Annotated in this window: 21 protein-coding genes and 1 pseudogene; 3 read left to right on the top strand and 19 right to left on the bottom strand. The window is 48.5% G+C overall.

Features of this window, described 5'->3' with window-relative positions:
- Positions 1 to 52: 52 nt before the first annotated feature.
- From DWX32_RS17660 to DWX32_RS17635, 6 genes and pseudogenes are all read right to left on the bottom strand, one after another.
- A pseudogene (locus DWX32_RS17660) lies at positions 53 to 949 on the bottom strand (VirD4-like conjugal transfer protein, CD1115 family); the annotation flags it as partial.
- 86 nt (positions 950 to 1,035) lie between these two features.
- Entirely contained in the window at positions 1,036 to 1,443 is a 408-nt protein-coding gene (locus DWX32_RS17655) for a hypothetical protein (protein ID WP_442326927.1), read from the bottom strand.
- A gap of 35 nt (positions 1,444 to 1,478) precedes the next feature.
- Complete coding sequence (locus tag DWX32_RS17650; protein WP_442327062.1) at positions 1,479 to 1,652, bottom strand: transposon-encoded TnpW family protein; 174 nt, start codon at positions 1,650 to 1,652, stop codon at positions 1,479 to 1,481.
- 64 nt (positions 1,653 to 1,716) lie between these two features.
- Positions 1,717 to 2,580: an ATP-binding protein gene (locus tag DWX32_RS17645; protein ID WP_118660726.1), complete on the bottom strand. Its 864-nt coding sequence runs from the start codon at positions 2,578 to 2,580 to the stop codon at positions 1,717 to 1,719.
- Entirely contained in the window at positions 2,577 to 3,317 is a 741-nt protein-coding gene (locus DWX32_RS17640) for a phage replisome organizer N-terminal domain-containing protein (RefSeq protein ID WP_118209248.1), read from the bottom strand. Before DWX32_RS17640 ends, DWX32_RS17645 begins: the two co-directional genes overlap by 4 nt.
- 113 nt (positions 3,318 to 3,430) lie before the next feature.
- On the bottom strand, positions 3,431 to 3,829 hold the full coding sequence (locus tag DWX32_RS17635; RefSeq protein ID WP_118209249.1) for a cysteine-rich VLP domain-containing protein: 399 nt from the start codon (positions 3,827 to 3,829) through the stop codon (positions 3,431 to 3,433).
- 126 nt (positions 3,830 to 3,955) lie between these two features.
- Here DWX32_RS17635 and DWX32_RS17630 point away from each other — a divergent pair, with 126 nt between their 5' ends.
- Both DWX32_RS17630 and DWX32_RS17625 read left to right on the top strand, forming a co-directional pair.
- Entirely contained in the window at positions 3,956 to 4,234 is a 279-nt protein-coding gene (locus DWX32_RS17630; RefSeq protein ID WP_005924829.1) for a type II toxin-antitoxin system RelB/DinJ family antitoxin, read from the top strand.
- On the top strand, positions 4,231 to 4,521 hold the full coding sequence (locus DWX32_RS17625; RefSeq protein WP_118012927.1) for a type II toxin-antitoxin system YafQ family toxin: 291 nt from the start codon (positions 4,231 to 4,233) through the stop codon (positions 4,519 to 4,521). Before DWX32_RS17630 ends, DWX32_RS17625 begins: the two co-directional genes overlap by 4 nt.
- A gap of 77 nt (positions 4,522 to 4,598) precedes the next feature.
- Here the strand turns inward: DWX32_RS17625 and mobQ are convergent, their stop codons facing one another.
- The 10 genes from mobQ to DWX32_RS17575 form a co-directional block, all read right to left on the bottom strand.
- Entirely contained in the window at positions 4,599 to 6,044 is a 1,446-nt protein-coding gene (gene mobQ, locus DWX32_RS17620; RefSeq protein WP_117949874.1) for a MobQ family relaxase, read from the bottom strand.
- Between the two features lie 187 nt (positions 6,045 to 6,231).
- A complete protein-coding gene (locus tag DWX32_RS17615) occupies positions 6,232 to 6,522 on the bottom strand; it encodes a DUF3847 domain-containing protein (protein ID WP_110102431.1) in 291 nt (96 codons plus the stop codon).
- 28 nt (positions 6,523 to 6,550) lie between these two features.
- On the bottom strand, positions 6,551 to 7,012 hold the full coding sequence (locus DWX32_RS17610; protein WP_117949872.1) for an RNA polymerase sigma factor: 462 nt from the start codon (positions 7,010 to 7,012) through the stop codon (positions 6,551 to 6,553).
- Between the two features lie 10 nt (positions 7,013 to 7,022).
- Positions 7,023 to 7,475, bottom strand: a complete 453-nt coding sequence (locus tag DWX32_RS17605) for an RNA polymerase subunit sigma-24 (RefSeq protein ID WP_118660724.1) — start codon at positions 7,473 to 7,475, stop codon at positions 7,023 to 7,025.
- 103 nt (positions 7,476 to 7,578) lie between these two features.
- On the bottom strand, positions 7,579 to 7,992 hold the full coding sequence (locus tag DWX32_RS17600) for an RNA polymerase sigma factor (protein WP_118012932.1): 414 nt from the start codon (positions 7,990 to 7,992) through the stop codon (positions 7,579 to 7,581).
- Positions 7,993 to 8,450: 458 nt separating this feature from the next.
- A complete protein-coding gene (locus DWX32_RS17595; RefSeq protein ID WP_014081148.1) occupies positions 8,451 to 9,365 on the bottom strand; it encodes a sensor histidine kinase in 915 nt (304 codons plus the stop codon).
- Positions 9,366 to 9,379: 14 nt separating this feature from the next.
- Positions 9,380 to 10,186: an ABC transporter permease gene (locus tag DWX32_RS17590; RefSeq protein WP_055057437.1), complete on the bottom strand. Its 807-nt coding sequence runs from the start codon at positions 10,184 to 10,186 to the stop codon at positions 9,380 to 9,382.
- Entirely contained in the window at positions 10,179 to 11,099 is a 921-nt protein-coding gene (locus tag DWX32_RS17585) for an ATP-binding cassette domain-containing protein (RefSeq protein WP_015533989.1), read from the bottom strand. Before DWX32_RS17585 ends, DWX32_RS17590 begins: the two co-directional genes overlap by 8 nt.
- An 84-nt stretch (positions 11,100 to 11,183) precedes the next feature.
- Positions 11,184 to 11,849 (bottom strand): response regulator transcription factor, encoded by a 666-nt coding sequence (locus DWX32_RS17580; RefSeq protein WP_014081151.1) that lies wholly within the window; start codon positions 11,847 to 11,849, stop codon positions 11,184 to 11,186.
- Positions 11,842 to 12,021 carry a helix-turn-helix domain-containing protein gene (locus tag DWX32_RS17575; RefSeq protein ID WP_117949865.1) on the bottom strand — a complete coding sequence of 60 codons (180 nt, stop codon included), beginning with the start codon at positions 12,019 to 12,021 and terminating at the stop codon, positions 11,842 to 11,844. Before DWX32_RS17575 ends, DWX32_RS17580 begins: the two co-directional genes overlap by 8 nt.
- 144 nt (positions 12,022 to 12,165) lie before the next feature.
- Between DWX32_RS17575 and DWX32_RS17570 the strand changes: the two genes are divergently transcribed.
- On the top strand, positions 12,166 to 12,534 hold the full coding sequence (locus DWX32_RS17570; protein ID WP_002596316.1) for a helix-turn-helix transcriptional regulator: 369 nt from the start codon (positions 12,166 to 12,168) through the stop codon (positions 12,532 to 12,534).
- Positions 12,535 to 12,561: 27 nt separating this feature from the next.
- Here the strand turns inward: DWX32_RS17570 and DWX32_RS17565 are convergent, their stop codons facing one another.
- The 3 genes from DWX32_RS17565 to DWX32_RS17555 all read right to left on the bottom strand — a co-directional run.
- A complete protein-coding gene (locus DWX32_RS17565; protein ID WP_117949863.1) occupies positions 12,562 to 12,861 on the bottom strand; it encodes a hypothetical protein in 300 nt (99 codons plus the stop codon).
- Between the two features lie 16 nt (positions 12,862 to 12,877).
- A complete protein-coding gene (locus DWX32_RS17560) occupies positions 12,878 to 13,231 on the bottom strand; it encodes a TnpV protein (RefSeq protein ID WP_117949861.1) in 354 nt (117 codons plus the stop codon).
- 26 nt (positions 13,232 to 13,257) lie between these two features.
- On the bottom strand, positions 13,258 to 13,905 hold a 648-nt coding region (locus DWX32_RS17555), incomplete at its 5' end, for a DUF4368 domain-containing protein (protein WP_118660722.1).

Genomic DNA, 13,905 nt, shown 5'->3' with positions numbered 1-13,905 from the left:
CGCCCATGCAGGCGGCAGGTTACAAACTTCGGGACACTTTGTCTCGAAGCATTTATGCAAAGGCGTCTGGATCGTCGATGTCATCATAGTTGAGGATGTCCTCGTCCTCTTCCGTGAGTGCATCGTCCGGCACAGTCACCTCATACATCGTACACGCCTCGTTCAGACCGGGCCGCCTGCGGCGGTTAATGAGCCTGTCGAGGTCAAAAGCGTTTTTCTGTTTATCGGCCTCCGCCGTATAGCGGTAGTTCGGATGCCGTTTCAGATCATACTTGGGAGAGAAGAACGGGGGCAGGCCCCGAAGCTGCAAAATACATTTATCTCCCGGCATGGTTGCAAGTTCGGCTGGGGTCATCAGTTCCCGGCCCAGCCGCTGGGTATTTTGACTGTAGCTTTCCGACTGACCACGGGAGCGGCTGTCGGTCTGCATACTGATTGTGGCTTTTCCCAGCCAGTTCTCGGATATTTCCTTGATGGTGCTGGCTTCGCGGCCACCAAGGAACACCACGCTGTCCATGTTGCCGAGGATTGTCTCGGCGTGCTTATCGTAAATGGCCTTGCACTGTGCCAACTGCTGATACAGCAGGCAAAGACTCACCTCGCGGGAGCGGATAACCGCGACCAGCTTTTCGAGCTGGGGCACCTGTCCCGTGTTGGCTGCCTCGTCCCACAGCACCCGTACATGGTGCGGCAGGCGGCCACCGTGAACATTGTCCGCCCGTTCACACAGGAGGTTGAACATCTGCGAAAATGCAAGTGCCACTAAAAAGTTGTAGGTCTGCGTGGTATCGGAAATGATGAAGAATACCGCCGTTTTCCGATCTCCGATGCGGTCAAGCTCCAATTCGTCATAGGCCATGACTTCACGAAGCTGCGGGATGTCAAAGGGAGCCAGCCGCGCACCGCAGGAAATTAAAATGCTTTTTGCCGTCTTGCCAGAGACAAATTGTCAAGGACTTTTTCATCAAATTCACAAAAAATCCACAAAAAAGGTGCCAGAAGCACCGTATGGCTCCTGACACCTCGTTTGATAGATTACATTTTTCCGTTCAGCAGGTCTTTGCAGAGATACGCATAGTCTGGCAGCTGGTTGATATATGGCTCCCAGCGCCGCTTGATTTCGGCCAATTCCAGCGGATCGGCTGCTTCCAGCGCGTGATCGTTGCCCGTCATATATAGAACATCCGAAGCTACATCGTCCAAACACCTGCCGCAGAGATCGGCGGCTGATTCGATTCTGATACCGGTATCCACATAGACTGGATTTACGCCAATCGTCAGCCAGACATAGCCCACCTTGTCCGACCAGAGCAGTTCAAAATCAGGGCTTTGCCGCAGATGTTCCGCAAAGACTTCCTTTACTCGCTCAATTTCATGTTTCTCTTTTTCTGTGTAAAGCATTTTCGTGTCCTCCTTGACAAAAATTTTGGTGCGTACCATCATCAGTTTAGCACAAGACGGCTTCGTTTATCAGTCTGTCACATCTGCTGAATTTCATTTTTGAGCATACGCTTGATTTTATCGCTCATGGTTTCTGTGCTGGTATTGCTGAAATGGACATGAACCTTGTAGGTTGTCTTTCCGATTTTCTTTACCATCGCCGGCGTGTTTTCCGGCGCTCTGGACGCAGTAGCGGCGTCTGCCGACTGCATAGTACGGGGTTCTTTGTTCATGGCGCTCCTTTCTCCGAACGGGTCTGTGCCGCTCGGTAAAAAATCAATCGTGCTTACTGTTTACAATGTCTTTTGCTGCCTGTCGGGTAGCACCGGCATTTTCTTCCCGGAAATTCTTCCCGTCAAAGAGAATCGGCGCACACCGTTCCAGAATACGGTCATAGATACGGGCGTGGGCCAGGTCGGGCGGGTTCTTGAGTTCGGCCAGCTTCAGGTTGGTGGTGATTATCATGGGTCTGCGGCTGCGGTAGCGGCTGTCAATGACAAAAAACATCTGCTCCATCGCATACTCGGTACTGCGCTCCACACCCAAATCGTCAATGATAAGCAGGTCGTACTCGTCAAAGCTGGCGATAAAGTCGGCCCTGTCCTCAGAGAACATCCCCGTCAGGCGGTTCAGGATGGTGGGAAAGTTCGTCATCAGCACCGGCACATCCCGGTCAAGCAGGGCGTTGGCGATACAACCGGCGAAAAAGGACTTGCCGGTTCCCACATCCCCAAACAACAGCAGGCCGGTGTTGTTCCTGTATGCCTCCTTCCAGTTCTCCACATAGGCGCGGGCCTTGCCCATCAGGGGATTTTGGCCGTTGTCATTGGAAAATGTGTAGTCGTACAGATAACGGTCTTGCAAGCCCTGTGCCTTTCGGCGTTTGATACGCTCCATGCGGCGCTGCCGTTCTTCAGCAGTCTTGCGCTGTTCCTCGGCCTCCCGCTGGCACTGGCAGATGCAGCGCGGCATAAAGTAGCCGGATTTCCCGAAGCATGGCACAACGGTCTGCCTCTGGCCGCCGCATTTCTTACAGTGAATGAGCCCGTCTGCCGGGTCTATGTACTCGTCCCCGGCCAGTTCCATACCGACGGCTGCCTTGTCGATCAGCGCCCGGATTTCTGCGGTAATCTCAATCATACAGTTTCATCCTCCTTTACGCTGTAATCCCGGTTGCGGGTGGGCGGGGCCGCCTTTTTCGCGTCCTCACTGGCCCAGCGCCGGATGGTCGCTGCATGGCTCTGATAACGCTTGCCGGTAGAAGCCATGTACTCGGACAGCTTTTCGATGTACTGGCCCCATACAGTGGGAAAGCTGGCCTGCAAGTCTGCCAGTTCTTCATCCGTCAGGAAAACATTCTGGTAACGGCCATAGGTGTGGGCGGGGTGTCCCTTCTCTATCTCTCTCTTTATCTCTATCTCTTTCTCTAACTCTATCTCTATCTCTATCTCTGGTGGATGAATGTCGGACAAATGTCCGCCGTTTGTCCGAGGCGCAGAAAGAGCCTTGTTTTGGAGTCTTGCAGCCCGCTTTCGCTCGGCCTCGGTAGAGGACTGGCCGATTAAAAGTTCGATGTTGCTCATGTAGAATGTGCCGCTGTCCAGCACTTCCACAAGACCCAGCTTCAAAAAGATCTGCAAGGCTCTCTCCACAGTGCCGATCTGCTGGCGGGTAATGGTGGCGATCATCTGCGCCGTGTAAGGAATGTCCTCGTCAAGTTGAAGCCGTCCGCCATGTTTCAGCGATTTCAGATACAGCTTGAGCAGAATGTTGGAATACAGCACACCATCCTGCATACTTTCCAGCAGCACGATGGAATCATCGTCAAAATAGTTTTCTTTGAGTTTCAGGTAATAATATTTTCGGTTGTCTGACATAGGGTTCCTCCTTGGGGTTTCTCTTGGGATTCTGTACGCATTTTATGGCCGTTTTAGGGGTCGGAGGATAAATCTATCAGCCTGCCTTTGACACCATCGAAAAAAGCCTTGATTTACAAGGGTTTTTCAGCCCCTAAAGCGTGACATTTCTCCCGTTGTTTCCGCTTGCGCTTTGCGGCGTTGATCCGCTTCATGCGAGTGGAACATTCCGGGCAGTATTTGGCCCTGTTAGAACCGGGGGTAAACAGCGCCCCGCATACGGCGCATTTCTTCGCATTCAGCCGGTGGAACAGCGCCGTTTCCAGTTCCTTATCCTGCGGCAATACCGCCGTCCGAAACCACCTGCACAACAGGGAGTAGGAAATAGACTGGACACAGACACATTCCTCCCCATCGTCCAGGGCGATACAATTTCCGTCGATGTAGTTGCAGCACTCATGCACCAGCCTCCGCGCTCTGCGGTACTGGCGGTAATCCATGACGGGGATAGGTTCAGTCTTGTCGTTCTTCATAAATGATTTCTCTCACAAAGCAGGTAACCTCCTTGAATGAATTTATTATTAAATATTCGTGCAAAGTATTGTTTTCTTCGTGCAAAAGGCATATACTATAATTGCCAGCAGAAAGGGGTTGATCGTATGGCTGGAAATACCACAAACATCAGTATCCGCATGGACGCAGATTTGAAAGCGCAGGCGGACGCACTGTTTACTGAACTTGGCATGAACCTGACTACGGCGTTTAACATCTTTGTGCGCCAGTCGCTTCGTGAAGGCGGCATTCCCTTTGAAGTAAGGCTGGAACAGCCGAACAAAGAAACGGTTGCTGCCATGCTGGAAGCGGAAAGGATTGCAAAAGACCCGTCTGTAAAGGGCTATAATGACCTTGACGAGTTGTTTGCTGACCTGAAAAGATGAAAGAAACCAAATATACCGTCAAGTACACGACCAGTTTCAAAAAGGACTACAAACGAGCCATCAAGCGTGGCTTGAAGATCGAGCTGCTGGAGCAGGTCGTAGCGTTGCTGGCAATGGGCGAACCGCTGCCAGATAAAAACCGTGACCATGACCTGTCCGGCGATTGGGCAGGCCATCGGGAATGTCATATTCTCCCGGACTGGCTGCTCATTTACCGTATCGAGGATGATGTGCTGGTGCTGACGCTGGCCCGCACCGGCACACACAGCGACTTGTTCGGCAAATAAACAGTCTGCCGCCGTATGGGGAAACCTGTACGGCGGTTTTTCTGTGTGCAAAAGTATGTCGTGAAACGCGGTAGCCCTTACCGCTCCGGCTCCCGGTCGTGAGACTTGTCCTGTTCCTGTCTGGACAGCTGCTCGGCGGTTTTGCGGAGCCGTTCCACTGCTTTCAAATCCTCCCGCATGGATTTCATGGCAAGCGTGTCCGTCTGCTTTCCAGCGGCCAGCTGGTCAATTTCCCGCTGCCATGCCTTTGGGGTGATTGCCTCGCCGCTGTCTTTCAGTTCTTTCAGATACCGGGTCGCTGCGTCATACAGAATCAGTTCCCGGCTGTGGCGCTGTTCAAACTGTTCCCGTTTTTCCGGCTTTACTTTGGCAAGCTGCTTGTGGATGGACTTGTACTGGTTGTACTGTTCCCACATCTCCCCGCGCTCGGTAAGGGTGGCGATCCGGCGCTCGGCCTTGACGATTTTTCCCCGCAGGTCATAGTAGCGGGTGTTCATATCTGCTATTTTTTCATGGAGCTGCTGCATGGACTGGATGCCGTTTGCCTGCAAAAAGCTGAACAGGGCGGCGCTCTCCTGCAAAGCTCGGATTTTGCCGGTGCGGGTGTCAGGCTGCTTGAGCTGCTGTTGGGCCTCCCACAAGTCAATCATGCTGGGCTGCTGGCCCTCCGGCTTTTCGGCTTCGGCCTTAGACCAGTTGTAAAGGCGGGTAATGCGGGCCTTGATTTCCTTGAGCAGCTTGTTGTCGGCGGCGATCTGCCGGTTTACTTCGCTCTTGTCGGTGCGGATGCCGCGCTTTTCCATTTGGCTGGCGGCTGGCCCCAGATGGACAGAGGGAATCTTATCAATGCCCTGCCGCTTGTAGCTGCGATGGTCAATGCGTTCCGGTCTGCCGGCAGATTCCAGCGCCCGATTGGTGTAGGCCGCCCACGCTGCCCGCCAAATCTCCACATTTCCTTTATCGTTCCAATCGGTTGTATCCTCACGATGATTTTTCCAGCCGCCTTTCCCATCCGGGATACGCTGTCCATTCTCGTCCAGATCGTATGCCTTGCGGCACTTTGCGCCCCACTGTCCATTTTCTTTCAAAGGCCGGAGCGTCAGCATGATATGGACATGAGGGTTGCCGGTTCCCTTGTCATGGATAGCAAAGTCGGCGCACATTCCTTTGTCTACAAAGTTGTCCTTCACATAGGCGCGCACAAGGGCAAGCTGCTGTTCACCGGACAGTTCACGGGGCAGGGCTGCTTCGATCTCGCGGGCAAGCTGGCTGTCCCTGGCTTTCTCGATCTGCTCCACACTGTTCCAAAGGGTGGAGCGGTCTGCAAATTCCGGCGGGGCGTGGGCGGGCAGCATGATCTCCGCATGGACAACGCCGCCCTTGCGGGTGTAATCGTGGGTAAGGCCGTCCCATTCATTCGTCAGCTTTGTTCCGCTGCGGTAGGCGGCTGCGGCAACAGCGGAACGGCCTGCGCTGCGCTTGATAATGCTGACGGGGATATGACAGAAATCTATGGGTGGCACCTCCTTTCGGTAAGGGGTATTCAGGCTCCGTGGAGCCGGACAGACGCGAAGCGGGTGTCTGGCTGCGCGGGGCGCACAAGGGGTTTGGGGAGTGTAGCGCCCCATCGCGCTCGGAGAGCGCAACAGCCCCCGGCAGGGCGCACGACACCGGCAACGGTGTATAAGTGCGCCCTTGTAAACAAGGGACTTACGGCTTGTCCCCGGATTTCGGCAGTTTTGCGGCCAGTTCTTCCGCCCCCGGAAGATGGGACAGGGCAATCAGGAACGCTTTGACCTCTACGCCGGGAAGGTCGGGGGCCAGAGGGAAAATGCCCTCCAAAACGGCCCCACGCTCAATCAGGCGGCGGGTGCGAACCCTGCGTTCTTCATTCCGCTGCTTGTTCTCCAAAATCTTCTTTCGGTTTTCAAGCTGCCGAATCTCCTTCAGGACTTTCTCCCGTTCTTCTTTTTGGGGGTGGGCTGTAATTTTTTCGTTCATGTCAGGCACCTCTTTTCTTTGGAAATACTCATAGATTGACCGTCCATTTCTGTCGAGCAAAGTACCGGCGCAGCCTCCGCAGTGCGGCATGGATGGATTTTCCCGCCTGTGATGGCGTGATACCCTCCATTGCGGCAATATCTTTCACTTTCATATCCAGAATATAGCGGGCGTGAACACGGCGAGCCTGCATAGGCGGCAGGGAGGAAATGGCTTCATACAATCGCCGTATCAGTTCTTCGTATTCGGCTAATTCTTCTTTTTCTATCAGGTAGTCCTCCGGCGATGGTTGCGCCCAGCCGATGGCGGCATTTTCGATTCCATCGTTACAATCGAGGGAATAAAACGCCTTATACCGGAACATCCTGCGATCTCTGGTGGCCTCGGCTCTCTTGTCCAGAAGAAACGTTTCGACGATCTCATCGGACACCTCCACAAAAATGTCCTCTTTGCAAAATGGATAATATTGTTTGAGATTGATGGTCTGCATAGGCACGCCCTCACTCTGTTTGAAAAAGGTCATCATAGCAGCGGCGCATATTCCGCAGCCCCCGGTGGATGGCAACGCTGACCTTGCTGCTGTGGACGCCCTCTATCCGAGAGATTTCCGGCTGCTTGATACCAGCAATGTAGTAGGCGTGAACACGGCGGGCCTGTGTCGGAGTGGCATGAGCCAGAGCCACCGGCAGAGCTGCAATCAGGTATAGGCGGGTGGTCATTTCTTCTCGTTCCAGCAAAATATCTTCCGGCGATCTGCTGTGTTCCAGTGCGTAATTTTCCAGCCAGCTGTATGCGTCCAGAGAGTAGTAGGCGCGGTGGTAGACTTTCCGGCGCTCATAGTTCTCCATCTCCCGCTGGGCCTGATACATCGCTGCCCATACCTCGTCCGTAACATCCACAAACTCGTCATGCCGGTAGTGGGGATACATCCACCGCAGATTGATTGTTTTCATAGGCTTACCTCCTGAAAATCGGAGAGGCGGACAGCTCGTCCGCTGTCCGCCCCTCGCTGAGATAAGGGAAATAATCCCTTTCACTTGGTAGCCAGAAAACAGGTCATTCGTTAAGCCTGTTCTCAAAGAAATTTATAAATTTTTTTCTGACCGCCTCCACACTTTGATAAACAGCCACTTTGGAGCAGCCGCACAGCACACCGATCTCTGCAAGGCTCAGCCCGTCAAGCGCATAGAGCAGGAACCGGCGGCGCTGGGCCTCGGTACAGGTGTCCAGAACAGCCATCAGCTCATGCAGCGTTTCCATGCGGCAAAGGTATTCCTCCGGCGTTTCGCCGTAGACCCCTACACCCTCGGTGGTAATGATGTACTCGTCAAACTCCCGGCCATCCCAATGCCGCCGCTGTTCATGGAACAGATTCTCCGTTTTATGATCGGCCTGGTCAAGAAATTCATAGACTTCCAGCGTGACCTCCACGGCCACAGCTTGTCCGTTATAATTGATGGTAACTTCCATCTGCCTTTCCTCCATTCAGATTTTTTGGGTAAATCTGCATGGGGCGGCGGGGAGCGGCACCGGGGATAAAGTTCGGGCCATGCTGACCCGATGTTCCGGCTCCACAGGGACAAAAAAGCGCCCGGACGGCATAAAGCCATACGAGCGTAATAGAGTATATTTTGCTGTTTAGTTACATGGTATAGTGCATACTTCTGACCGCATTGCTCCGCTGCTGGGAACAGGCTTTTTTTAGCTGGTGCAGGTCATGGGTACTGTGAAAAAAGGCAAGCATAGACACGGCGGCAATCCTCCTATATGCCGCCGTGGATTTACACGGTGTTAGGGTCGTCGTAGACTTGCCGATAGGCAAAAAGAAGCGGCGGCTCTGAAAATCAAAGCCGCCGTAATTTAGAAATGGCGCGTGAAAATACCTCTGCTTTGCGACGGCTTTTTTTCTTTTGCCGTCGTCCGGCAGATTATTTCTTTATGAGTAAGGGCGAAAAATCAATCGTAATCATAAAATTATGGTCATGTATTTCAATTATTGGATTTGTACAATTCATCATAAGTAATAGCTTTTTCACAATGTAAAGTCCTTGTCCAGACGTACCATTACTTCTTGAAACATCTGCTACATAAAAGCGTTCCAACAGTTTTGAATATTCTTCTGTAGGAATAGATGCAACAGGATTTTTAATACAGAGTTGTACAGAATCTGCGATATTAATTAGTTGAATTACAACATTATTTGTAGTGGATGTTACCGCATTGAATATAAGATTTTGTATAATGCGAATACACGCCTTTCTGTCAGCATTAAGATAGATGTCCATATTAGGTATTTCTATTTGGGGTTCAATTCCATTAACGCTGAAAATCGAATAATTGTCTAGCAGGATTTCAGTAAGCAATGAGCATAGCTCAACCTTTTCATAGTAAAATGGATATTGTCCTGCTTCTAAAAGAGAGATTTGATAAAAGTCATCTATGAGACGTTCTAATCTCAATGCTTTTCCGGATAATGCTGAAATATATTCCGCTCTTTTTTCATCAGGCGCACTTGATAGAAGTTGCAAATATCCGCGAATGGAAGTTAGTGGTGTCCGTAAATCATGAGAAAGGCAAGAAATATTCTCTTTTAATTCATTCTCCTTTTTTTGAATTTCGCCCAGATAAATATTATCTTTTGATACAATCTGATTTATGATTTCAACCAAATGCTCTAACCGCCTATCAGATAAAGACACTGTAACTAACTTTTTCGTTTTTCTATTCAGAATAGCATTTAGTTGGACGATTACTTTATATATCTGTATTTTCCAGTTAATTAAAGAAATTGAAAGGATAATGACCAATGCTATCAGAACAAGAAACATAATCGCCCAACCCATATTCTACCTCCCTTTTACTTGATTTCTTTTCTAATCATAATAAGACCGCCAACAATCAAAAGAGAAATGCACCCTATGAAATAGAATGGTAAATGCTCAATAATACCCATTGTGCGACAAGAGCTGAAATTCATCCAATAGTACATAGGATTTCCATATACAAAAAATTTTAAGGGTATTGAAACCGTCTCCATATCACTCCATAGCATTAAGTAAACAGACGCTCCACTGAATACATATAAGCAGCAAATCCCTGTTACAATCCCTGTATTTTGAATAACGACACATAAAAAAATAGAAATGCTTTCTAATGCTAATAAAACCGTTCCGCAAGCAAGAGCCCATCCCAAAAGGTTTATTACTTCACTCGCAGTTGGAATGTAACCGGATTGTATGATTTCAATAACGAAAAATGTAGCTACAAAAATCAGATACGTTATCAGAGACACCACCAATATTGTAATCGCTTTGGTGTAGTAGAGAATAGTTCGTTTAGTGCCGTATGCAACAGATAATTTGATTGTACCCGTATTATATTCTTTTGTAAAAAATATGGTTGCAAATAAAATGCCAATAATCCAGAAAAAGGCTGTATATGCAAGAGATGAGCGGGCAACAGTTTGAAACGTTGGTATTTCACTAGATAGATAACACTTAGCTTGAAATCCGATTACACTTTCTGTTCCATCTCCGGCTCCAAAAAAAGTCATGTCACCAAGTGCAAAAGAGACCATTATAACCGCCGCACATACGCCTAATATAGTTATCAATATCTTTGAGTGACGCAATTTATAAAATTCAGCTTTAAAATGGTTAATCATTTTGGCACCCTCCTATCAAATTAGTGTAATAAGTTTCAAGACTATCTCCAGATTGTGCTAACTGATAAATCGTAATGTTATTTGCACTTAGCAACGCTGATACTTTTCCGGCATTTTCAACATAATCATATAGATGAATACTTTTGTCTGGCATAACAGAAAAATTTGAAGTATTCAGTTTGCTTTCCAATAAAACACTAGCAGCAGCTACATCATTCACTTGCAACAACAGATGCTTTTTGCAGCGTTTGTCTAACTCTGTAGCGGTAATTTCCTGTAAAAGTTTCCCCTCATGTAAGATACCATATCTATTTGCTAATTGATGAAGTTCCGTGAGAATGTGACTTGAAATCAAAATAGTGATTCCACGTTCTTTATTTAGTCTTTTGAGTAAGTTTCTTAATTCGATAATTCCAGTAGGGTCTAGTCCGTTAATTGGTTCATCTAGTACGAGAAATTCAGGATTCCCAAGCAAAGCGATTGCGAGAGCTAGTCTCTGCCGCATACCCAAAGAGAAATCTTTTGCTTTTTTCTTTCCGGTATCTTTCAAACCAACTAATGCTAAAGCATTATCAATGCAACCTTTTCCTGGAATACCGCGTTGCAAACGTTGTACCTCCAAATTTTCATAGGCTGTCATATCAAGATAAAGAGAAGGGCTCTCAATAATACAGCCAATGCGCTCACGCTGCTTTGCAAGTTTCTTATTGCTTTCACCGAATAAAGCAATTTTGCCAGTAGTAGGTTCTGCCAGTCCGGTTAGTAAACGAATCATTGTTGTTTTACCGGCACCGTTTTCTCCGATAAACCCATAAATATCTCCTTGCATTACAGACATAGATACTTGATTTAGGGCTAGTGTATTGCGATACTTTTTTGTGATGTTGATAGCTTCAAAAACTGTTACGTTCATTTTTTCACAGCTCCTTTCTTGTTATTTAGTATCGCAGACAATTCCTTGAATAATCTAAAGGTAAAGCTAAAGATTATCTAAAGCTCACTTTGCAAATCGGTAACCCAAGCCCCATATGGTCTTAATTCGGCAGCCTTCGCCCTTTAATTTTTTTCGTAAGTTACTTATATGTGTGTTAATGACATCATTATCCCTTGCAAATGGTTCTTGCCAAATACTTTCATAAAGATTTTGCTTAGAAAAAACTTTATCAGGATATTTCGCCAGTAGTTCTACAAGTTGATACTCTTTTGCTGTAAGCACAATAATTTCGTCTGCAACAGTAACTATCTTTGAAGATGTATTAATGGAAAGTTCTCCAAAGGTCAAACAAAGATTGGGAGTATCTTTTTGACTTCTTAGCAAATTGCGTTCAATTCGCGCTAGTAATTCGTCCAAATCAAACGGCTTTGTTAAATAGTCATCAGCACCCAAGCGTAGCAGTTCGACTTTGTTGAATGTTAAACTTTTTGCAGAAACAACAATTACAGGTACGTCTGAAAATTTTCTGATATTTCTAATTAACTCATCTCCACTGATAAAAGGAAGCATTAAATCTAAAATAATTAAATCTGGGGATAATTCTTTTATACGTTCAATCGCATTTGCACCAGTAAGTGTGAAGAAGACTTGATAATTGTACTTTTCCAGATGGTCTTTTATCATAACGCAAATTTCTTTATCATCTTCGATAATTAAAACATTATTCATGTTGAAACTCCTTTCTGCGTCTATCAGTCGGCTTTTCCGCGTCCTTTGGGATCAGCCAAACACCAGCCATATTCACAGCGCCAGGGATACGCCCACCAGCGCAATAATAATTTGCACTACGAGGTGTCACGCCCCACTTTTCGGCGGCCTCTTTCAATGTCATATAGTCCATTTCGCACCTCCACAGAGTACATTATAGTTCTCTTTTTCGAACAATGCAAGAAACGGGATATGAATTATAAACTTCAACTAACCTGCATACAGTGACATTCCACAGGCGAAGTATGAATTATACAATGTAACAGGGTGATATTATATGGCGAAAGTTGAAGATTGTCCCGGTTTTGAAACCTTCGGCGCAGATGTCAAAGCCGCACGAGAGGCAAAGCGTCTGGCACGAAAAACATTGGCGGAAATGGTTGGGATTGAATGGCGGTATCTTGCCAACATTGAGAATCAAGGTGCAATTCCGAGCCTGCCTGTGATGATCCAATTGATTAAGATCTGCGGACTTCCCGTGGAACGGTATTTTAACCCGGAGATCATGCGGGAAGAAAGCGAACAGCGGCAACGGGTCAGCCACAAGCTGAAACTCTGCCCTGAAGAATACCTGCCGATTATCGAAGGTGCCATAGACGGGGCGCTCAAAATGGAACAGACTGCGAAGCAGAAGGAGGACGCATAATCGCGGCCTCCTTCTGGCATTTCTATATCAAGGTTCCCGGCACTTTTCCAAAAGTTCCTGACACCTCTGCTGGATTTCTCTGGTTTCTGTCACAGTCAGTTCACGCTCGTTTCCGGTAATTTTATCTTCCAGAAAGTTGGCGTATGTACCCAGCAAAGCGTTCCGTAAATCCTCTGGGGTTTTCTGTATCTCGGCGCTATACCAGTCATTCCGGTGGGGTTCCCATGCCATCAATGTATAACCGTGGCTGGTCTGAACCACCTCATACAGAGGGTCATCATCCAGATATGCCTGAAACACTTCCAGAACCTTTTCAAAGGTCAGCATTTCCCACACCTCCCATTCAGCTGCAAATCAGTTCCCTGAGTAAAATTTCCTCAATCTGTGCCGTTAATGTGTTCATCAGCCCCACCCAGCGCATGGGGTCACGGGCTTTCAGTTCCTCGGTGACGCCCGCCGCCTCCATCATGCGGGGCAGCATGGCGTCCATCCGCTCCCGCGCCGCCCGATCAATCTCCAACAGGTGCGGGTACAGCTTTTCGCTCAAAATCAAGCTGCTATAAAGGCCGGGCCGGTGTTCCTTCAGGTAGCGTTGCCGCATACGGCCATACTTGCCGATGGGGGCCTCCGGCTGCTCGGAAAGTTTCAGATCAGGGATGTAGTAATCTCCGCAGCGGGTGTAAGTCAATTCGCTCATGTTCATTCTCCTTTGCACTGTAATGGTTAAACTGTGGCACTGGCCGATACGGTGGCCTTGCGCGGCTCCTGCCTGGGTAACTGGCTGACGGTGGTAAAAATGCCCTTCTCCATGTCCTCGGCCCGGATTGTGGCCTTTGCTGCCTCCACCTGGGCCTTGCGTTTGGCGTTGTAGCGTTTTTCCCATTCCTTCTGCTTGCCGTTGGCCTTGCGGCGTAAGTAGTTCTGGTGAAGCCTGTCCTTGCGTTCCTCCTTCTTCCGCAGTTCTTCTTGTTCTTCCGGGGTCAGTGGAACCGGCTGCAAGGCGGGCGGGATATACCGGCCCACAAAATTGAAGTAGATTTCAACCTCCTGCGTAGTGTCCTGGCTGCCTTTTCGGGCGCGTTCGTGGACAAGGATTTTCTCTACAAACTCGTTGAGCATGGTGTTTGTCAGCGTGTCAAAATTCTCGTACTTATCAATCAGGGCTATAAATTTCTCCGCTGATTTCTGGCTCTGCTCATAGCCGGTAACAGCCTTTTCCAACTCCGCAATTTCAATCTCAAGTGCATCCTGCTCTTTGGCATACTGTGCATCAAGCGCCTTATATCGTGCATCCGGCAGCTTGCCGAGGGCGTTGTCCTCATAGATTTTGCAAATCAGTTTTTCCAGTTCTCCGGCTCTCTTTTGGGCAGC

Source organism: Blautia sp. AF19-13LB (assembly GCF_003479105.1).
In the GTDB taxonomy this organism is placed as follows: Bacteria; Bacillota; Clostridia; order Lachnospirales; family Lachnospiraceae; genus Fusicatenibacter; species Fusicatenibacter saccharivorans.
This window is presented reverse-complemented; position numbering and strand designations above follow the sequence as displayed.